This is a genomic window from Geodermatophilus amargosae, from assembly GCF_900116515.1.
Classification (GTDB): Bacteria; Actinomycetota; Actinomycetes; order Mycobacteriales; family Geodermatophilaceae; genus Geodermatophilus; species Geodermatophilus amargosae.
In genome coordinates, this window is the sequence record NZ_FPBA01000005.1 from 167561 (window position 1) to 185360 (window position 17800).

The following is a 17800-nucleotide window of genomic DNA, read 5'->3' on the forward strand; positions in this document are numbered from 1 at the left end:
GCCCATGCCCACTCAGACCGTCACCGTCGGCTCCCGGGTCGGCCTGCACGCCCGCCCGGCCGCGCTCATCGCCGAGGCCGTGGGCAAGGCCGGCGTCCCGGTCACCCTGGCCACGCCCGGCGGCAACCCCGTCGACGCCGGCTCGCCGCTGATGATCATGACGCTCGGTGCCCAAAAGGGCGCCGAGGTCACCGTCACCAGTGACGACGCCGCCGTGGTCGAGCAGATCGCGGGCCTGGTGGCCGCCGACCTCGACGCGGAGTAGCACCCGCAGGCGGCAGAGACGCCCGTTCCTGCCGCCTGACCGCACAGACGACGGCGCCCGTCCCCTCCGGCCGGAGGGGACGGGCGCCGTCGTCTGTGTTCGGCCTCGCTGCGGGGACCCGCCCCGAGCTTGCGAGGAGTGGGGGCAGCGAGGTCCTCGCTCAGGCCTGGTCGGGGCGCGGGACGTCGCCGCGCCAGGCGCCGGTCTCGGTGCCACGGCTCTCGATGAACTCCTTGAACCGCTTGGCGTCGGCCTTGACCTGGCGGTCGTCGAAGCCGAGCGCGGCACCGGCCTTCTCGACGAGCCCGGTGGGCTCCCAGTCGATCTGGATCATGACGCGGGTCTTGGTGTCGTCGAGGCGGTGGAAGGTGACGACCCCGGCGTGCTTGGCGTCGCCGCCGGTGCTCGTCCAGGCCACCCGCTCCTCGACGTGCTGCTCGGTGATCTCGGCGTCGAACTCACGCTTCACACCGTCGATGTTGGTGACCCAGTGCGTGTGCGTGTCGTCGATCTGCGTGATGCGCTCGACGCCGCCCATGAACTGGGGGAAGGACTCGAACTGCGTCCACTGGTCGTAGGCGACCCGGATCGGGACGTCGACGTCGACGGACTGCTGCACGCTCGCCACGGGAACGCTCCTCTTGGCTCGGGGTGTCGTTGCGGTCCTCGCGCCCCTACCCCGGGTCGCTGGAGGGGACACACCCGGGTCAGCGCAGCGCCAGGGCCACGCTCCCCCGCACCGGCGCGCTCTCCAGCAGCAGCATCTGCGCCAGGTGGTAGGCGTCGGGCTGCCCGGCCCACGTGCCGGTGGCCACCTCGCCCGACGGCGTCAGCTCGTGGTGCCAGCTGCCGGTGGAGGGGTCGGCGAAGCGCTCCTCGCCGTGTGCCCGCCAGGCCGCGGCCAGGTCGGCGTAGCGGTCCTCGCCGGTGACCGCGCCGAGCACGGCGGCCGCCGCGACCGCCTCGCACAGCACCCAGTGCATCCGCGCCGTCACCACGGGACGGTCGTCCCAGTCGAGCGTGTACGGGAAGCCCGGCGTCCCGTCGGCCGCCCACCCGCGCCCGGCCGCGGCGTCAAACAGCCCGACGGCGTCGTCGAGCAGCCAGCCGGGTGCGGCGTCGCCGAGCGCGGCGCGCAGGTGCAGGCACAGGCGGGCCCACTCGAACTGGTGCCCGACGGTGACGCCGTAGGGCCGGAACGGGTCGGCCGGCCGGTCGCGGTTGTGCTCGGGCAGCGGCGTCCACGCGGCGTCGAAGTGCTCGGGCAGCCGCCAGTCCCGCTCCCGGGCCCAGCCGTGCACGATCCGCTCGGTGCTGCGCAGCGCGTGCCGCCGCAGCCGGACGGCGTCCTCCTCGGCGCCGCCGGCCAGGGACAGGGCGTCGGCCGCGGCCAGCGTGGCCTCGACGCCGTGCATGTTGGCGTTGGCGCCGCGGTAGTCCGACAGCCGCGACCAGTCCGCGCTCCACTCTTCCACGGCGAGGCCCTCGGCGTCGTCCCAGAAGTGCGCGTCCCACACGGCCAGCGCCTCGTCCAGCAGCGCCCGCCCGCCCGGGACACCCGCCACCGTCGTCGTCGCCCCGGCGAGGACGGCGAACGCGTGCACGTACGCGCTCTTGGTGTCGTCGTCCTCGGCCGCGCGCCAGCCGCCGGAGACGCCGTCGTGCAGCGGCCCCTCCCGCAGGGCGGCGACGCCGGAACGGGCCAGCTCGTCCGCCCCCGGCCGGCCCACCAGCTGCGCCAGCGCGAAGACGTGCGTCATCCGGGCGACGATCCAGGTCTCCTGCGGCCGGTCCGGCAGCACCGCGCCGTCGGCGCCGAGGTAGCCGAAGCCGCCGCCGGGTACCCAGGAGCGCTCGGCGAACGTGAGCAGCCGGTCGAGGTCGGTCATGCGGTCATCCTGCTCGCCCGGGACGCACCAGGCCGGTCTCGTAGGCGCGCACGACCGCCTGCACCCGGTCCCGCACGCCGAGCTTGGCCAGCAGGCGGGTGACGTGCGCCTTGACCGTGGCCTCGGTGACCACGAGCGTGCCGGCGATCTCGGCGTTGGACAGCCCCTGCGCGACGAGCAGCCACACCTCGCGCTCCCGCGGGCTGAGGTCGGCGGCGGGATCCGGCCCGGTGGCGGGCGCCGGCGCGCGGAGGTGGCGCTCCACGAGCCGCCGGGTGACCGCGGGTGCGAGCAGCGCGTCGCCGTCGGCGACGGTGCGCACCGCGTCGACCAGCCGGCCCGGCGGCGCGTCCTTGAGCAGGAACCCGGCGGCCCCCGCCTCCAGCGCCCGGAACACGTACTCGTCGAGGTCGAAGGTGGTGAGCACCAGCACCTGGGGGCCACCCGGCTCCCGGCGCAGCCGGCGGGTCGCCTCGATGCCGTCCAGGCGCGGCATGCGGACGTCCATCACCACCACGTCGGGCCGCAGCCGCAGTGCCACCTCGACCGCCTCCACGCCGTCGGCGGCCTCCCCGACCACCTCGACGTCGCCGGCCTCGAGCAGGCCGGTGATGCCCGAGCGGACCAGCGCGTGGTCGTCGGCCACGACGACCCGCAAGCGCCGCGCCGCCGTCACGACGACCCGACCGGGAGGACCGCTCGGACCAGCCAGCCGCCGTCGGGCTCCGGGCCCACGGCCAGCGACCCGCCGTACACGCGGACACGCTCGCGCATCCCCGGGATGCCGTAGCCCCCCGAGCTCAGGCCGGACGGCGCCGGGTGCGTGCCCCCCGGATGGGTGCGGCGGCCGTGGTCGCGGACCTCCACGGTGAGCTCGCCTCCGGCGCGGCCGACGGCCACGGTGGTCCGGGCGCCCGGCGCGTGCCGCAGGACGTTGGTGAGGGACTCCTGCACGATCCGGTACACCGCCAGGGAGGGTCCGTCCGGCACGGACTCGGCGACGTCCACGGCGAGCGTCACGTCCAGACCGGCCCCCCGCGCCTCGTCGACCAGGTCCGGCAGGCGCTCGATGCCCGGCTGCGGCAGGTAGACGGCCTCCCCCTCCCGCAGCACGTCGAGCAGGTGGCGCATCTCCGCCATGGCCTCCGTCGCAGTGCGGCGCGCCATGCCGATGTGGCCGCGCGCGCGGTCGGGGTCGCGGCCGACGAACTGCTCCGCCGCGCCGGTCTGCAGCACGACCACCGACACCGCGTGCGCGACGACGTCGTGCAGCTCCCGGGCGATGCGGGCCCGCTCCTGGGCCACGGCCCGGTCCGCCGCGGCGGCCGACCCCTCCTCGGCCCGCAGGGCCGCCAGCGCCCGGTGGTGGACGACGCGACCGCCGGTCCAGGCGCCGGCGACGAAGAAGAACAGGAGGACGAGGGCACGCGGCCGGGCGGCCTCGACGCCGAAGTAGCCCAGCTGCCCGGCCACCCCCATGGCGGCCACGGGCAGCGCGCCCAGGCCCAGGGCCGCCGGCAGGGAGCGCACGTGCACCGCGACGGTGAAGGCGGCCAGCAGCAGGCTCGGGAAGGGCGTGAAGGTCGCCGCCGCCTCCGCGGTCGCCGCGTGCACGACGAGGGCGGCCGCGACCACGGCGGTGACCCATCCGGGGAACCGGCGGCGCAGCGCCAGCGGGAGGGTCGCGACCAGCACGAACAGCGTGCCCGGGACCGGGGCCAGGTCGGGTGAGAGGACGACCTCGACCAGCCCCCACACCGCGAGCCCGACGGCGACCGCGAGGTCCAGCCCGCTGGTCCAGCGGGGCACCGACGCGGCCGCGACGGCGGGGTGCCGGGCGGCCTCCGCGGTCGTCGTCACGGAGGTGAACCTAAGGGGCACCGGCCCGGCAGCGCGTCCACCTGAGGGCGACACGGGGTTCGACCATGGTCGACACCGCGGTCGCGACCCGCCGCCGCGGACTGTGGACCGCAGACCGATGCCGGCCGCCCCCGGCCGTTCCTAGCTTTCTCGGCGACCGCCTGACCAGGCGCTCCCACCGACCCGAGGAGCTCTCGTGACGACCACGCTTCCCACCCCTGCCACTGCCCCGACCCGACAGCGGTCCGATTCCCGGGCCGGCGCCGCCGCGCTCGTCGCCGCGGGCATCTCGATCGCCGTCGGCGTCACCCAGGTCCTGCACCCCCAGGACACCGACCCGGCGATCGAGCCGCGGACGGCGGCTCTCCTGGTCGGCACCAGCGTGATGCTGTGGGCGCTGCCGGTGCTCTACCTGCGGCTCGCCGCGCTGGCCGGCGCGCGGTGGACGGCGGGCGTCGCCACGGCCGGGACCGTGCTGCTCAGCGGCGGCATGCTGTCCAGCGCGATCAACGGCGAGGACCTGTCCTTCTTCCCCGCCGTGGCGCTGGTGGCCAACGCGCTGTGGTTCCTCGGCTCGCTCGCCCTGGCGGTCGCGCTGTGGCGCTCGCGGCGGGTGTCCCGGCCGCTGGTCGCGCTGCTGCCCCTGGTGACGCCGGTCTTCCTGTTCCTGTCCCAGTCGGGCGGCGGCGTGCCGGTGGGGGCGTACCTGGCCGTCCTCGGCTGGCTGCTGCTGCGCGGGCAGCTCGACCGGCGGGCCTGAGCCCCCGGACGGAGGGCCTGCCGACGTCGGTCGGCAGGCCCTCCACCCGTGCGCGGGACTCAGAACGTGAGGGCGAGCCCGGGGTCGGACAGCAGCGCGCCGACGTCGGCGAGGAACCTGCTGCCCAGCTCGCCGTCGATGATCCGGTGGTCGAACGACAGCGCCAGCTGCGTCACCTGCCGGACGGCGATCCGCCCCTTGTGCACCCACGGCATCTCGCGGACGGCGCCGAAGGCCAGGATCGCCGACTCGCCGGGGTTGAGGATCGGCGTCCCGGTGTCGACGCCGAACACGCCGACGTTGGTGATCGTGATCGTGCCGCCGGCCATGTCCGCCGGCGCCGTCCGTCCCGCCCGCGCCGTCTCGGTGAGCTCGGTGAGCGCGCCGGCCAGCTCGGCCAGCGAGAGCCGGCCGGCGTCCTTGACGTTGGGCACGACCAGCCCGCGCGGCGTGGCCGCGGCGATCCCGAGGTTGACCTGCCCGTGGACGACGATCTCCTGGGCCGCCTCGTCCCAGGAGCTGTTGACCATCGGGTGCCGGCGGGCGGCCAGCAGCAGCGCCCGCGCCACGAACAGCAGCGGGCTGACCTTCACCCCGGCGAACTCGGGCCGGGCGGCGACCCGCGACCGCAGCTTCATCATCCGCGTGACGTCGACGGTCAGGAACTCCGTGACGTGCGGCGCCGTGAACGCGCTGGCCACCATCGCCGCCGCCGTCGCCTTGCGGACGCCCTTGACCGGGATCCGCTGCTCACCGCCGGTGGCGGCGACCGCGGCGGGAGCGGGAGCCGCCGGGGCGACGGCCGGTGCCGACGCCGCGGCGGTCACGTCCTCGCGGGTGATGACCCCGCCGGCGCCGCTGCCGGTGAGCGCGGTGAGGTCCACGCCCAGGTCGCGGGCGAGCTTGCGCACCGGCGGCTTGGCCAGCGGGCGCGCCGAGCCGCGGCCCGGCGAGACCGGCCGGGACGGGGCGGCCGCCTCGGTGCGGGCGTGCGCCTCGGCCTGCCGGCCGACCTCGAGTCCACCGTGGCGCATCGGCTTGACCGTGGCGTCGGGGGCGGTGGCCAGCAGCGGCGGCCGCTCGGCACCCCCCGACCCGTAGTCCGCCCCCGGGACCGCCGCGGCCGCCGGGGCACTCGGGGCCGCCTCGGACGCCGTCCGGCGCGGGCGCCGGCGGGCCTCGGTGGTACGCGGCCCGTAGCCCACCAGCACCGCCGTCCGCCCGCCGGGCGCCGCACCGCCGATCAGCCCGGCGGCCGGCTCGGCACCGTCCCCGGACGACGCCGGCGCGGGCGCGTCGCCGCCCACGTCGATGGTGATGATCGGCGTGCCGACGTCGACGGTCGTGCCCGCCTCGTGCAGCAGCTCGGTGACCGTGCCGGCGTAGGGCGAGGGCAGCTCGACCGCGGCTTTGGCGGTCTCCACCTCGCACAGCGGCTGGTTGACCGTGACGGTGTCGCCGACGGCCACGAGCCACTGCAGGATCTCGCCGTCGGTCAGGCCCTCCCCGACGTCGGGGAGCTTGAACTGGCGCAGCTCCCCCATCTCAGAAGCCCATCGAGCGGTCGACGGCGTCGAGCACGCGGTCGAGGTCGGGGAGGTACTCCTCCTCGAGCTTCGACGGCGGGTACGGGGTGTCGTAGCCGCCCACGCGCAGCACCGGCGCCTCCAGCGAGTGGAAGCAGGTCTCGGTGACCCGGGCGGCGATCTCCGCGCCGAGGCCGAGGGTCACCGCCGCCTCGTGGACGACGACGCACCGCCCCGTTCGGCGGACGGAGTCGAACACCGGGTCGAGGTCCAGCGGCGAGAGCGTCCGCAGGTCGACGACCTCGATCGAGCGGCCCTCCTCGGCCGCGGCCTCGGCGGCCTGCAGCGCCGTCTTCACCATCGGGCCGTAGGCGAGCAGCGTGACGTCGTCGCCGCCGCGCAGCACCCGCGAGGCGAACAGCGGGCCGGGCGTCGCGTCGGTGTCGACCTCGGCCTTCTCCCAGTACCGCCGCTTGGGCTCGAGGAAGACGATCGGGTCGGGGTGGGCGATGGCCTGCTGGATGCCCCAGTAGGCGTCGACCGGGTTGCTGACGGCGACCACCTTCAGGCCCGGGGTGTGCGCGAAGTACGCCTCGGGGCTCTCGCTGTGGTGCTCGACGGCGCCGATGCCGCCGCCGAAGGGGATCCGGATGACGATCGGCATCGGCAGGCGGCCGCGGGAGCGGGCGTGGATCTTGGCGACCTGCGTGACGATCTGGTTGTAGGCCGGGAAGACGAAGCCGTCGAACTGGATCTCACAGACCGGCCGGTAGCCGCGCATGGCCAGACCGACGGCGGTGCCGAGGATGCCGGCCTCGGCCAGCGGGGTGTCGACGACGCGGTCCTCGCCGAAGTCCTTCTGCAGGCCGTCGGTGATCCGGAAGACCCCGCCGAGACGGCCGATGTCCTCGCCCATGAGCACGACCTTGGCGTCGTCCTCCATGGCCCGGCGCAGGCCCAGGTTGAGGGCCTTGCCGATGGTGAGCGTCTCGGTGCTCATGACTCGACCCCGCCCTCGTTCCGCTCCTCGGTCGCCGGCGCTCCCTGCGATGCCCGCTCGGGCGTCGTCCTCGCGTCCATCAGTGCCCGGCCCCCTCGAACGACGCCTGGTACGCCTCGAACTCCGCCTGCTGCGCGGCCAGGTGCGGCGTCTGCTCCGCGTACACCCGGTCGAACATCGCCGTGCCCGGTGGATCGGCCATGTCGACCGTGCCGGACCGGATCCGCTTGGCCAGCTCGTCACCCTCGGCCTCGACGGCGTCGAAGAAGGCGGCGTCGGCCACACCGGTCCGCGACAGGTACGCCTTGACCCGGGCGATGGGGTCGCGCAGCTTCCACTCCTCGAGCTCGCTGGCCAGGCGGTAGCGGGTGGGGTCGTCGGAGGTGGTGTGCGCGCCCATCCGGTAGGTGAAGGCCTCGATGAACGTCGGCCCCTGGCCCTCGCGGGCGGCGGCCAGTGCCGCGCGCGTCACGGCGAGGACGGCCAGGACGTCGTTGCCGTCGACCCGCACACCGGGGAAGCCGAACCCGGCCGCGCGCTGGTACAGCGGCACCCGGGACTGCCGCTCCAACGGCACGCTGATCGCGTACTGGTTGTTCTGGCAGAAGAACACGACCGGGGCGGAGAAACTGGCCGCCCAGATCATCGCCTCGTTGACCTCGCCCTGGCTGGTCGCGCCGTCGCCGAGGAAGGCCAGCGCCGCGCTCTCGGCGCCGTCGCGCTGCAGGCCCATGGCGTAGCCGGTGGCGTGCAGCGTCTGCGCGCCGATCACGACGGTGTAGAGGTTGAAGCCGGTGGCCACCGGGTCCCAGCCGCCGTTGTCCACGCCGCGGAACAGGCTGATGACGTGCAGCGGGTCGACGCCGCGGGTCCAGGCCACGCCGTGCTCGCGGTAGGTGGGGAAGGCGGTGTCGCCGTCGGCCATCGCCCGGCCGGCGCCGATCTGGGCGGCCTCCTGGCCCAGCAGGGAGGCCCAGATGCCGAGCTCGCCCTGGCGCTGCAGGGCGGTGGCCTCGACGTCCCAGCGGCGGACCAGCACGAGGTCGCGGTAGAGGCCGCGCAGCTCCTCGGCGGAGACGTCGATGGAGTAGTCGGGGTGCTCGAGCCGCTCGCCCTCGGGGCTGAGCAGCTGCACCAGGTCCGGTTGCTGCGGCAGGTGCGGCGCACCCGCTCCCGGTACGGGGTCCACCGCCTCCGTCGTGACGCTCGGCAGGGCCGGGCTGTCCGGTTCGCTCACGAGCTCGCGCACTGCGCTCTCTCCTCGCCGTCGGCCGCGGCTGCCGGGGTCGCCGGCCGGCTGCGGTGCTGGACGTCTGTGGGCGCCGGGGTGTGGCGCCACTCACACATCGTGGCACGGCCGGCTCGTTCCGGAGCACATCACCCCCCGGACGGATTGCGCAAGGTCGCCACGACGGACTGCGCAGGATGACAACTGGTAGGACGTCCGAACGTGCCAGACTGAGCACATGCCGCCCGGTCCGGACCGTCTGGACGCCACCGACGCGCGCCTGGTCCAGGCCCTCACCGAGGACCCCCGCGCCACGGTGATGGCCCTGTCCCAGCGGCTCGGGCTGGCCCGCAACACCGTGCAGTCGCGGCTGGCCCGGCTGGAGTCCGGCGGGCTGCTCGCCCCCTTCGAGGCGCGGGTGAGACCGGAGGCCCTCGGCTACCGGCTCGGCGCCTACATGACCGTGCAGGTCGTGCAGCGCAGCCTCGAGGAGGTCGCGTCCGCCCTGGCCGCGCTGCCCGAGGTGCTCGAGGTGACCGCGCTGTCCGGCGCAGCCGACCTGCTCGTGCGGGTGGTCGCCGTCGATGCCGACGACCTGTGGCGGCTCACCGAGCAGGTGCTCGCCGTCCGCGGCGTGGAGCGCACCGACACCGCGCTGGCGCTGCGCCGCTACGTCGACCACCGGGTCGCGCCGCTGCTGGAGCGCGCCGCGGGAGCGGACACGCCCGCCACGGGGTAGCGACGCCCGCGACCCGGCTGCCCGCCGTGTCCCCGGCCGGTCAGCGCCCGGCGCGCCGGACCCGCACGGGGCCGCGGGCGGTGGCGACGTCGACCACCGCGCCGCGCTGGGTCACCTCGACCTCGCCCCGCTGCGCCAGCCGCCCGGCCGCCGCGCGGGCCTGCGGCATGAGGTCGCGCCAGCCCTCCGGGTCGACGGCGCGGGCCGCCTCGGACGGGCAGATGGTGGCGCCGGGGGCGCGGGCGTCGAGCAGCGCGTCGATCGCGCGCTCGAGGGCGGGGCCGGCGTCGTCCACGCCCCCAGGATGCACCGACCTCAGGGTGCGCCCGTTTGTCCTGGTGAGCGCGACGGGTACCGCCGGAGGCATGGCGAAGCGCACCCCGGTCGGGACGATCGGCAAGGGCAAGCGGGGCATCAGCACGCTGGGCTGGGCGGTGCGGGGCGCCGCGGCGGGGGCAGCCGGGACGACGGCCCTCAACGCCGTCACCTACCTCGACATGACCGTCCGCGGGCGCGGCTCCAGCTCGACGCCGGAGCAGACGGTGGAGGCCCTCGCGCAGAAGGCGCACCTGCCCATCCCCGGCGACGAGGAGAAGCGGCAGAACCGGATCGAGGGGCTCGGGCCGATGACCGGCCTGGTCGCGGGCATCGGCGTCGGCGTGCTCACCGGGCTGGCGCGGGCGTCGGGGTTCAGGTCGCAGCCGCTGGTGGGGACGCTGCTCACCACGCTCGGTGTCCTGGTGGCCTCCAACGGCCCGATGACGGCGCTCGGGATCACCGATCCGCGGACGTGGTCGGCCACCGACTGGATCAGCGACGTCGTGCCGCACCTGGCCTACGGCGCCGTCCTCAAGACCACGATGGACGCCTTCGACAGGCCCTGAGGCATAGGAAGCTCTCCGCACGTCTCGGCGGCCGAGACGTGCGGAGAGCTTCCTATGCCTCGTCGATCGGGAGGGTCCAGCCGCGGGGGTCGACGTCGCCGGGCACGGGGGCCGCGGGGTCGTAGGGCTCGCGGGTGAAGACGAACGTGCCCAGGTCCAGGTGGTCCGGGGCGATCCGCAGCGGCTCCCCGGCGTGGTAGCCGTCCAGGCCCACCCACGTGCCGTCCGCGAGCGGGCGGAAGCGGCTGGCCCGCCCCGACCGGCCGGGCAGCGGCCCGAGCTGCAGCAGACCGCCGGCCACCGCGCGCAGCACGTACGGCGCCGGGCCCCAGTACCAGGTACCGAGCTGGTCCAGCGGCACCGACGGCTCCGCCGGCCGCCACGGCTCGACCACCCGCGGCTCGGCGGCGCGCAGGTCGGCGAGCAGTCCGGGGACCAGGGCGTCGAGGCCGCTGGTGGTGTTGGCCAGGGAGACACCGCCGGTGCCCTCCTCGCGGTCGACGAACACCCCGGCGAGGAAGCCGGGCATCGAGCCGCCGTGGCCGGTGAGCGTGCGGCCGTCGACCCGCAGCACCTGCAGGCCCAGCCCGTACGCCGCCCAGGCCGGTGAGGAGGGGTCGACGCCGGCCGGCACGGCCATCTCCTCCAGCGTCGCCGGGGACAGCACGTCGCCGGTGTCGCCGAGCAGGAAGGCGGCGAAGCGGGCGAGGTCGGTGAGCGTCGCCCACAGCTGCCCGGCCGCGGCCATCACGCCGGCGTGGTGCTCGGGCTCGGCCAGGACGACGTCGGCCCACGGGTGGACGGCGTACCCCTGCGCGGCCCGGCCGGACGGGCGCGGCGTCGTCCGGGTCATGCCGAGCGGCGCGAGCACCTCGTCGGCGACGACGTCGTCCCACGCCCGCCCGCACAGCCGCGCCACGAGCTCGCCGAGCAGGCCGAAGCCGAGGTTCGAGTAGTGGAAGCGCCGGGCCTCCCCCAGCACGGCGTGCTCGCCGGTCAGCCCCAGGTCGGCGAGCGACCCGCCGGGCACCCGCTCCCACCAGCCGCCCGGACTCTCCGCGGCCGCGCCGGCCAGGTGCGAGAGCAGCTGCCCGACCGAGCGGTCCCCGAACGGCGTCCCGGGCACGTGGCGGTCCAGCGGGTCGTCCAGGGCGAGCCGGCCCTCGTCGCGCAGCCGCATGACCGCGACGGCGGTGACGGTCTTGCTGATCGACCCCAGCCGGTACTGGACGTCGGTGTGCGGCTCGGCGACGTCGCCCCGCCCGGCCGACCAGGCCAGCCCGCCGTCCCGGACCACGCCGGCGACCAGGCTCGGCGCCCGGCCGTCGCGCTGCACCCGCGCCGTGCGGGCCAGCAGGGTGCGGGCGGTCGAGGGCAGCACGGGCTCGGGCATGCCCGGAACGGTAGGTCAGGTCCGGGCGGGGACCCCCAGCCGCCCGGTGCGCCCGGCCCAGCGCTCGAACACCACGGTGGCCAGCGGCGGGATCGAGGCCGCCAGCGCGAGCAGCGTCGTCCCCCGCGACCAGCCGAGCACCCGGGCGGTCACGAGCGACACCGCCACGTAGGCGACGAACACCGCGCCGTGGATCGGCCCGAACACCTGCACGCCCAGCTCGGAGGTCTCCGGCACGTACTTGACGTACATCCCGGCCAGGAGGCCGACCCAGGACAGGGCCTCGGCGACGGCGACGGTGCGGAAGGCCAGGGCGACGGTGCGGGGGTTCATCGGTGCGGGGTCTCCTGCGTCGGGGCGGGTCTCGTCGTCTCAACGCGGCGGCGGGTCCGGGTGTCCCGCCTGCCGGTGTGACCTGGGTGGCAGGGTCGGGCGGGTGCGGGGTCTGGCGCGGCGGGAGTTCTGCCTGGTCCTGCTGCGCCGGATGGCCGACCTGCGGCCCGACCTCGTCGCCGCCGCCCTGCCGCGACTCGGGGCCACCCGCGCGGAGGCGCACGCGGCGCACACCCGCTGGCAGGCGCTGCACCACGCGCCACGGGCGCCACGCGGCCTGGCGCTGCGCACCGCCGTCCTGGGGCCGGCCCCGGAGACCGAGGACCGCCGGTTCGGTGACCTCGACCTCGAGGTCCGCCGCTGGCCGCTGCCGCTGTGGCCGCACCTGCGCTGGGAGGTGCTGTCCGGCCCCGGCGGCAGCGTGCTGCACGAGCACCTGGTGCGGGCCGCCGGCTCCCCGGTCCCGCCGGCGGCCGACGGGCGGCTGCGGGTGTGGGAGCACGTGGTGGCCGACGTCAGCGGCCTCCCCGGTGCGGTGGAGGTCGACCCCCAGGTGATCACCCGCTGGGAGGTGCGGCTGCCCTCGGGCGCGACCGCGGCCTTCGTCTGGGGCCTGCTGCAGAGCGTCCGGACGTGACGGAGCCCCGGCACCCGAGTGGGTGCCGGGGCTCCGCCCGGCCCCGTCCGGAGGCTCATCCCGAGCCTGCGAGGGACGAGGGGGACGGGGTCCTTCAGCCGATGCGGCGGGCGCCGGCGTAGCCGCCCATCGAGTCGATGGTCCCGACCTTGACGACGTCGCCCGAGGTCGGCGCGTGCACCATCTGGCCGTTGCCGATGTAGATGCCCACGTGGCTGACCGGGCTGTAGAAGAACACCAGGTCACCGGGCTGCAGGTTGGCGCGGGAGACCGCGGTGCCCATCTGGGACTGCATCCTGCTGGAGTGCGGGAGGCTGATCCCGGCGGCGCGGAAGGCGTACTGGGTCAGGCCCGAGCAGTCGAAGGAGCCGGGGCCGCCGGCCGCCCACACGTAGGGCTTGCCGCGCTGGGCCATGGCGGTGGCGACGACGGTCCCGGCGACCCCGCTGGCCGGCGCGGCCGCGGCGGCGGGCGCCTCGGCGGCCGACGACGACCCGGACGTCGACCCTGCCGACGGCGACCCGGACGTCGACCCCGCCGACGCGGTGTCCTCGCGCTCCTCGTCGCGGCTGGCGCGGGTCTCCTCGGCGGCGTGCGCGGCAGCCGCGGCCTCGAGGGCGGCGCGGCGCTCCTCGGACCTCAGCCGGGCGAAGTCGCCCTGGTAGTCGGCGATCTGCGACTCGAGCTGGGCCTGCTGGGCGGCGACGGCGTCGTACTGGCGCTGCGCCTCGGCGGCAGCCTCGGTGGCGGTGGCCTGGGCCGTGGTGGCCGCCTCGGTGGCGGTGACGGCCTGGCCGAGCAGCTCGCCCTGGTAGCCGGCGACGGTCTGCAGCAGCGTCACGCGGTTGACGAACTCCTCGGCGGTCCCGCTGGTCATCAGCGCCTGCAGCGAGCCCGTGCTCTCGCCGGTGTAGGCGGAGCGGGCGATGCCGACGACCTGGCTGCGCGCGGTGTCCACGGCGACCTGGGCGGCGGCCAGCTGCGCGGCGGCGGCGTCGGCGGCCGCCTGCTGCGCGCGCAGGCCCTCGCGCGCCTCGTTGAACTGCTCGGTGACGACCTCGAGCTCGTGTCCCCGGGCCGCGACGAGCTCCGCAGCCTGCGCGGACGTCGCCGGGTCCTCCGCCAGCGCGGGCGCCGGAGCGGCGGCGAGCCCGACGCCGAGGGCGCCGACGAGGACGAGGGCGGCGCGGCGGCCGCGCGACCGGCTGGTCGCGGGCATGCCGGGGACGGACGTGCGCAGGGACGCCACGCGGCTGTCTCTCCTTCTCCCATGCCGCCTACCGGGTTAGCTGACGGGTTCGGGCGTGGAGTCGCCCGGCGCGCACGAACGCGCTACACCCCAGTGCTCAGGTGGGTCCCCGGCCCGGCCTCCACGGGGGAGGACCGGCTCGACGGCGTCCACGGGGTGTCACCCAGGCTGGTGACGGAGCGCCCCGTTGGACACACACAGCGTAAGGGGCGTGACCCGTGCGTGACAATCACCTCGTCGTGATTTCGTCGGTCACTACCGGTGACCCGGGAGGGTCCGGCCGCCCCCCGCCGGTTTGGCAGGCCCCGGGGACGTGTACCGATGACGGCATGTCCTCCTCCACCCGGATGCGCCTGGCCCGCCCGCTGGTCGTGCTCGCGATGTTCGGCTCGCTGGTCGCCTGCGGCGACAACACCGACTTCTCGCGCGGCCCGACCAACTGCGACTCCAGCGGCCAGAACGCGAACAACGACGCTGACGCCAGCTGCGAGGAAACCGGCCCCAACCCCGGCAACGACGCACCGACGACCGACGACGCCAGCACCGACGACTGACGTCGTCCGAGCCCTCCCGACGGGCGCGCCGCCGCCCGGGCTGGTGGGCTGAGGGGGTGGACCCGGTGCGGAGACGGACGGCGGGCCGGCTGCGGATCGAGTCCCGGGCGCTGCTCGCCGGCACCCGCCGGCTGCTGCGCGGCCGCGACCTCGCCCTCATCGGCGCGGGGCTGACCTTCTACGCGGGCATCGCGGTGGTGCCGCTGATCCTGGTCGCCGTGCGGCTGACCGCGCTGGTCACCTCCTCCGAGGAGGTGCGCACGCTCAGCGGGCGGCTGGCCGAGCTCCTGCCGCCCACCCTGGGCGCTCCCGACGCGGTGGCCCGGCTGGTCGACGCCGGCGTGCGGCTCGACCTGCTGGGCTTCGTGCTGGCCCTGCTGCCCCTGTCGCTCTACGGCGAGGGCCTGCGGCGGGCGCTGCTGCGGTTCAGCCAGCGGCGGGAGAGCCTCACCGCCTGGCGGGGCCGGCTGGCCACCCTGCCGCTGGTCGTGGTGACGCCGCTGCTGCTGTACCCACTGCTGCTGGCCGCCGGGCTCATGGCCGACCTGGCCCGGGAGGGCGGGTTCGGACCCGCGCTCGGCGGTTTCGCCGTCGGCTACTACACCGTGCTGTTCGTGCTGACCGTGCCGATCCTCTGGGGCTTCGGCGTGGTGGCCGGCGGGCGGCACCGCTGGGGCGCGCTGGTCAGCGGTGCGCTGTTCACCGCGGCGTGCCTGTCGGGGTTCCTGCAGGGGTTCGTGGTGTTCCTGTCCCTGCCACTGGACCTCGGCGCGCCGTTCGGTGGCCTGGTGGTCGTCGGCGCGATGGTCGCCATCGGGTTCTGGCTGTTCCTGCTGCACCTCGTGCTGCTCTCGGGGTGGCTGCTCACGCAGTCCCTCGACGAGCGGCTCGGCCTGCGTCAGGCGGTGGGCGGCCAGCCGGGAGCCGGGAACCCGGGAGCCGGGAACCCGGGAGCCGGGAACCCGGGCGCGGGGGCACCCGGGGCCGGGGCGTCCGGAGCGGGCGGCTCCGGAGCCGGGGCACCCGGGGCGGGCACGTCCGGGGCCGGGGTGCCCGGCTCGGGGACGGGCTCCTCGGCCGGCGGCGCAGGCGGCTCGGGAGCGGGGGGCTCGGGGGCGGGGGGCTCGGGGGCGGGGGGCTCGGGGGCGGGGGGCTCGGGCGCCGGAGGCGGCTCCGGCGCGGGAGCCGGGTCCGGCGCGGGAGCGGCCGGGGGCTCCGGCGCCGGCTCGGCGTAGTCGCTGCCGTTGCTGACGAGGATCGACACCACCTGGCCGGGCACCGCTCGGCCGCCGCGCGGCGGGCTGGTGCCCAGCACGGTGCCGGACGCCTCGTCGCTGTCCACGCGCACGGTCCGCGGGGAGAAGCCGGCGTCGGTCAGCGCCCGCTCGCAGGACCGGATCCCGGAGCAGCCGGGCACCGGGCGGGTGTTGCCGTTCTGCACGGTCTCGTCGGCCGGGGGGAACTCGCCGCTGCCGCGGGCGTCGAGGACCGGCGCCATCGCGTCGCGCCAGATGGTGGCGCCCTTGCCGCCGCCGAAGCCGCCGACGTCCTCGTTCTGCTTGGGGTTGAGGACCATGACGCTGGCGCTGATCTCCGGCGTGTAGCCGACGAAGGCGATCGAGTAGTTCTCCTGTGAGGTGCCGGTCTTGCCGGCGATCTGGTGCCCGCGGACGTAGGCGCGCGAGCCGGTCTGCCCCGGGTTCCCGGGCTCGACGTCCCGGCGGAGCATCTGGTTGAGCGTGTTGGCCACCCCGGGCGGGACGGCCTCCGCCGTGCACCGGTCGCCGACCGCGAGCGGCTCGCCGTCGGCCCCGACCGCCGGCTCCCCCTTCTGGTCGAGGACGGCGGTCACCGGGACGACGTCGCACTGGGTGCCGCTGGCCGCCAGCGTCGAGTAGGCGCTGGCCAGCGCCAGCGGGCTGGTGGCCTCGGAGCCGAAGGTGAACGACCCCCGGTTCTCGTCGATGATCTGCTGCGGCAGCTCCGGCGGGCTGAACTGGAACAGGCCCATCGCCTCGGCCATCCGCACCGGCTCCTCCACGCTGCCGAGGGCGTCCTCCAGCGCGAGGAAGTAGGTGTTGGACGACTGGTAGAGCGCCGTCGTCATGTCCAGCGTGGAGCGGTAGCCCGACCCGGCGTTGCGCACGCAGTAGCGGCCGTCGGTGTCGCGGCCCTGGCACGGGCCGGAGTAGACCCGGGAGACGTAGGGGTCCGGAGCGGTGAGCGAGTAGTACGACGAGTAGCCGCGGGCCAGCGCCGCGGCGGCGGTGAACACCTTGTACGTCGAGCCCGAGCCCTGGCTGGGCCAGGTGTTGAGGTTGAACGACTCCTGCGTGCGGTCGCCGAGGTCGTAGCCGAACGTGCGGTTGACGCTCAGCGCCAGCAGGTGCCCGGTGCCGGGCTCCACGGCACTGAACATCGCGGCCAGCGAGTCCTCCCGCGGCAGGGTCGCGAGCACCGCGGCGTCGCCGGAGCGCTGCAGCTCGACGTCCAGGGTGGTGTGGATCGTGTAGCCGCCGTTGTCCAGCTCCTCCTGGCCGAGCCCGAGCTCCTGGACGACGTGGCGCTGCACGAAGTCGCAGACGAACGGGCCGACGGTGGCCTCGACGCACCCGCGCGGCGGCGCGGGCCCGGGTGCCAGCCCGAGCGGCTCGGCCGCGGCCGCGGCCGCCTCGTCGGCGGTCACGAGGTCCTGCTCGGCCATCCGCGACAGCACCTCGTCGCGCCGCGCGGTGGCCGCCTCCGGGTTGGTGAACGGGTCGTCGTTGACCGGGCTCTGCACCAGGCCGGCCAGCAGCGCGGCCTGCGGGAGGGTGAGCGCGGCGGCGTCGACCCCGAAGAACGCCCGGGCGGCCGGCTGGACGCCGTAGGCGTTCTGCCCGAAGTACACGATGTTGAGGTAGCGGGTGAGGATCTCGTCCTTGCTGTAGAGGTCCTCCACCGCCAGGGCGAGACGGGCCTCCCGCAGCTTGCGGCCCAGCGTCTGCTCGGTGGCGGCGGTGCGCTCCTCGGGGGTGTCGGCGGTCTGCAGCAGCGTCTGCTTGACCAGCTGCTGGGTGAGCGTCGAGCCGCCCTCGGCCACCTCCCCCGCGGCGATGTTGGTGGCCAGCGCGCGCAGGGTCCCCTGCACGTCGAGGCCCCGGTGGCCGTAGAACCGGGAGTCCTCGATGGCCACGAGCGCGTCCTTCATGACGCCCGCGATCTCCTCCGGCGCCACCGGGTCGCGGTTCTCGTCGTAGAAGTACGTGATCGGCTCGCCGTTCGCGGCCAGCAGGACGGTGTTCCCGGCCGGCGGGTCGTCGGTGAACTCGGTCGGCAGGTCGCCGAGCAGGCCGGTGGACTGCTGGGCGGCGACCGCCGGGCCCCCGATCCAGGGGAGGAGCAGCCCTGCCACCAGAGCCCCGGCGACCACGATGGTCGCGGCCAGCCGCAGCAGCGTGCCGGCCCGGCTGTCCTGCCGGTCCATGGGCTCCCCTCCTCGGC

18 protein-coding genes, 1 pseudogene and 1 riboswitch are annotated in these 17800 nt (G+C 75.7%); of the genes and pseudogenes, 7 read left to right on the top strand and 12 right to left on the bottom strand.

Annotation, left to right across the window (positions count from 1 at the left end; translation table 11 throughout):
* The first annotated feature begins 4 nt into the window (after positions 1-4).
* Positions 5-265 carry an HPr family phosphocarrier protein gene (locus BM414_RS09570; RefSeq protein ID WP_093579203.1) on the top strand — a complete coding sequence of 87 codons (261 nt, stop codon included), beginning with the start codon at positions 5-7 and terminating at the stop codon, positions 263-265.
* Between the two features lie 160 nt (positions 266-425).
* Here BM414_RS09570 and BM414_RS09575 read toward each other — a convergent pair whose 3' ends face one another.
* The 4 genes from BM414_RS09575 to BM414_RS09590 form a co-directional block, all read right to left on the bottom strand.
* On the bottom strand, positions 426-893 hold the full coding sequence (locus BM414_RS09575) for an SRPBCC family protein (RefSeq protein WP_093579204.1): 468 nt from the start codon (positions 891-893) through the stop codon (positions 426-428).
* A gap of 79 nt (positions 894-972) precedes the next feature.
* Positions 973-2154, bottom strand: a complete 1182-nt coding sequence (locus BM414_RS09580) for an AGE family epimerase/isomerase (protein WP_093579205.1) — start codon at positions 2152-2154, stop codon at positions 973-975.
* 4 nt (positions 2155-2158) lie between these two features.
* On the bottom strand, positions 2159-2812 hold the full coding sequence (locus BM414_RS09585; protein WP_245784604.1) for a response regulator: 654 nt from the start codon (positions 2810-2812) through the stop codon (positions 2159-2161).
* A 14-nt stretch (positions 2813-2826) separates the two neighbouring features.
* On the bottom strand, positions 2827-4014 hold the full coding sequence (locus tag BM414_RS09590) for a sensor histidine kinase (protein WP_093579207.1): 1188 nt from the start codon (positions 4012-4014) through the stop codon (positions 2827-2829).
* A 196-nt stretch (positions 4015-4210) separates the two neighbouring features.
* Here BM414_RS09590 and BM414_RS09595 point away from each other — a divergent pair, with 196 nt between their 5' ends.
* Positions 4211-4774: a hypothetical protein gene (locus BM414_RS09595; RefSeq protein ID WP_093579208.1), complete on the top strand. Its 564-nt coding sequence runs from the start codon at positions 4211-4213 to the stop codon at positions 4772-4774.
* A 59-nt stretch (positions 4775-4833) separates the two neighbouring features.
* Here BM414_RS09595 and BM414_RS31335 read toward each other — a convergent pair whose 3' ends face one another.
* The 3 genes from BM414_RS31335 to pdhA form a co-directional block, all read right to left on the bottom strand.
* Positions 4834-6318, bottom strand: coding sequence for a dihydrolipoamide acetyltransferase family protein (locus BM414_RS31335; RefSeq protein WP_093579209.1), 1485 nt, complete (start codon positions 6316-6318; stop codon positions 4834-4836).
* 1 nt (position 6319) lies between these two features.
* Entirely contained in the window at positions 6320-7300 is a 981-nt protein-coding gene (locus tag BM414_RS09605; RefSeq protein ID WP_093579210.1) for an alpha-ketoacid dehydrogenase subunit beta, read from the bottom strand.
* A gap of 79 nt (positions 7301-7379) precedes the next feature.
* Entirely contained in the window at positions 7380-8549 is a 1170-nt protein-coding gene (gene pdhA, locus BM414_RS09610) for a pyruvate dehydrogenase (acetyl-transferring) E1 component subunit alpha (RefSeq protein ID WP_245784605.1), read from the bottom strand.
* 217 nt (positions 8550-8766) lie between these two features.
* Here pdhA and BM414_RS09615 point away from each other — a divergent pair, with 217 nt between their 5' ends.
* Positions 8767-9267, top strand: coding sequence for an Lrp/AsnC family transcriptional regulator (locus BM414_RS09615; RefSeq protein ID WP_093579211.1), 501 nt, complete (start codon positions 8767-8769; stop codon positions 9265-9267).
* Between the two features lie 40 nt (positions 9268-9307).
* Here BM414_RS09615 and BM414_RS09620 read toward each other — a convergent pair whose 3' ends face one another.
* Positions 9308-9562 carry a DUF3253 domain-containing protein gene (locus BM414_RS09620; RefSeq protein ID WP_217644636.1) on the bottom strand — a complete coding sequence of 85 codons (255 nt, stop codon included), beginning with the start codon at positions 9560-9562 and terminating at the stop codon, positions 9308-9310.
* Positions 9563-9632: 70 nt separating this feature from the next.
* Here BM414_RS09620 and BM414_RS09625 point away from each other — a divergent pair, with 70 nt between their 5' ends.
* The gene (locus BM414_RS09625) at positions 9633-10151 is read left to right on the top strand and encodes a hypothetical protein (RefSeq protein ID WP_093579213.1); all 519 of its coding nucleotides are present in this window, start codon (positions 9633-9635) and stop codon (positions 10149-10151) included.
* Positions 10152-10203: 52 nt separating this feature from the next.
* On the opposite strand, the gene BM414_RS09630 is transcribed toward BM414_RS09625, so the two are convergent.
* Both BM414_RS09630 and BM414_RS09635 read right to left on the bottom strand, forming a co-directional pair.
* A complete protein-coding gene (locus tag BM414_RS09630; protein WP_093579214.1) occupies positions 10204-11544 on the bottom strand; it encodes a serine hydrolase domain-containing protein in 1341 nt (446 codons plus the stop codon).
* 15 nt (positions 11545-11559) lie between these two features.
* On the bottom strand, positions 11560-11877 hold the full coding sequence (locus BM414_RS09635; protein WP_093579215.1) for a DUF3817 domain-containing protein: 318 nt from the start codon (positions 11875-11877) through the stop codon (positions 11560-11562).
* A gap of 103 nt (positions 11878-11980) precedes the next feature.
* Between BM414_RS09635 and BM414_RS09640 the strand changes: the two genes are divergently transcribed.
* Positions 11981-12514: a hypothetical protein gene (locus BM414_RS09640; protein WP_093579216.1), complete on the top strand. Its 534-nt coding sequence runs from the start codon at positions 11981-11983 to the stop codon at positions 12512-12514.
* Between the two features lie 94 nt (positions 12515-12608).
* Here BM414_RS09640 and BM414_RS09645 read toward each other — a convergent pair whose 3' ends face one another.
* The gene (locus tag BM414_RS09645) at positions 12609-13763 is read right to left on the bottom strand and encodes a C40 family peptidase (protein WP_245784606.1); all 1155 of its coding nucleotides are present in this window, start codon (positions 13761-13763) and stop codon (positions 12609-12611) included.
* Between the two features lie 11 nt (positions 13764-13774).
* A riboswitch (cyclic di-AMP (ydaO/yuaA leader) is annotated at positions 13775-13918 on the bottom strand.
* Between the two features lie 174 nt (positions 13919-14092).
* Between BM414_RS09645 and BM414_RS09650 the strand changes: the two genes are divergently transcribed.
* Together BM414_RS09650 and BM414_RS09655 are read left to right on the top strand one after the other, a co-directional pair.
* On the top strand, positions 14093-14317 hold the full coding sequence (locus BM414_RS09650; RefSeq protein WP_093579217.1) for a hypothetical protein: 225 nt from the start codon (positions 14093-14095) through the stop codon (positions 14315-14317).
* A 65-nt stretch (positions 14318-14382) separates the two neighbouring features.
* Positions 14383-15192, top strand: a pseudogene (locus BM414_RS09655) (YhjD/YihY/BrkB family envelope integrity protein); the annotation flags it as partial.
* 23 nt (positions 15193-15215) lie between these two features.
* Here the strand turns inward: BM414_RS09655 and BM414_RS09660 are convergent.
* Positions 15216-17783 (bottom strand): transglycosylase domain-containing protein, encoded by a 2568-nt coding sequence (locus BM414_RS09660; protein ID WP_093579218.1) that lies wholly within the window; start codon positions 17781-17783, stop codon positions 15216-15218.
* Positions 17784-17800 lie beyond the last annotated feature (17 nt).

What these genes read in the sequence shown, in the direction of transcription:
- BM414_RS09570 (WP_093579203.1), top strand. Translation starts at nt 5, where the DNA reads ATGCCCACTCAGACCGTCACCGTCGGCTCCCGGGTCGGCCTGCACGCC.
- BM414_RS09580 (WP_093579205.1), bottom strand. Translation starts at nt 2,154, where the DNA reads ATGACCGACCTCGACCGGCTGCTCACGTTCGCCGAGCGCTCCTGGGTA.
- BM414_RS31335 (WP_093579209.1), bottom strand. Translation starts at nt 6,318, where the DNA reads ATGGGGGAGCTGCGCCAGTTCAAGCTCCCCGACGTCGGGGAGGGCCTG.
- BM414_RS09605 (WP_093579210.1), bottom strand. Translation starts at nt 7,300, where the DNA reads ATGAGCACCGAGACGCTCACCATCGGCAAGGCCCTCAACCTGGGCCTG.
- BM414_RS09615 (WP_093579211.1), top strand. Translation starts at nt 8,767, where the DNA reads ATGCCGCCCGGTCCGGACCGTCTGGACGCCACCGACGCGCGCCTGGTC.
- BM414_RS09625 (WP_093579213.1), top strand. Translation starts at nt 9,633, where the DNA reads ATGGCGAAGCGCACCCCGGTCGGGACGATCGGCAAGGGCAAGCGGGGC.
- BM414_RS09630 (WP_093579214.1), bottom strand. Translation starts at nt 11,544, where the DNA reads ATGCCCGAGCCCGTGCTGCCCTCGACCGCCCGCACCCTGCTGGCCCGC.
- BM414_RS09635 (WP_093579215.1), bottom strand. Translation starts at nt 11,877, where the DNA reads ATGAACCCCCGCACCGTCGCCCTGGCCTTCCGCACCGTCGCCGTCGCC.
- BM414_RS09650 (WP_093579217.1), top strand. Translation starts at nt 14,093, where the DNA reads ATGTCCTCCTCCACCCGGATGCGCCTGGCCCGCCCGCTGGTCGTGCTC.
- BM414_RS09660 (WP_093579218.1), bottom strand. Translation starts at nt 17,783, where the DNA reads ATGGACCGGCAGGACAGCCGGGCCGGCACGCTGCTGCGGCTGGCCGCG.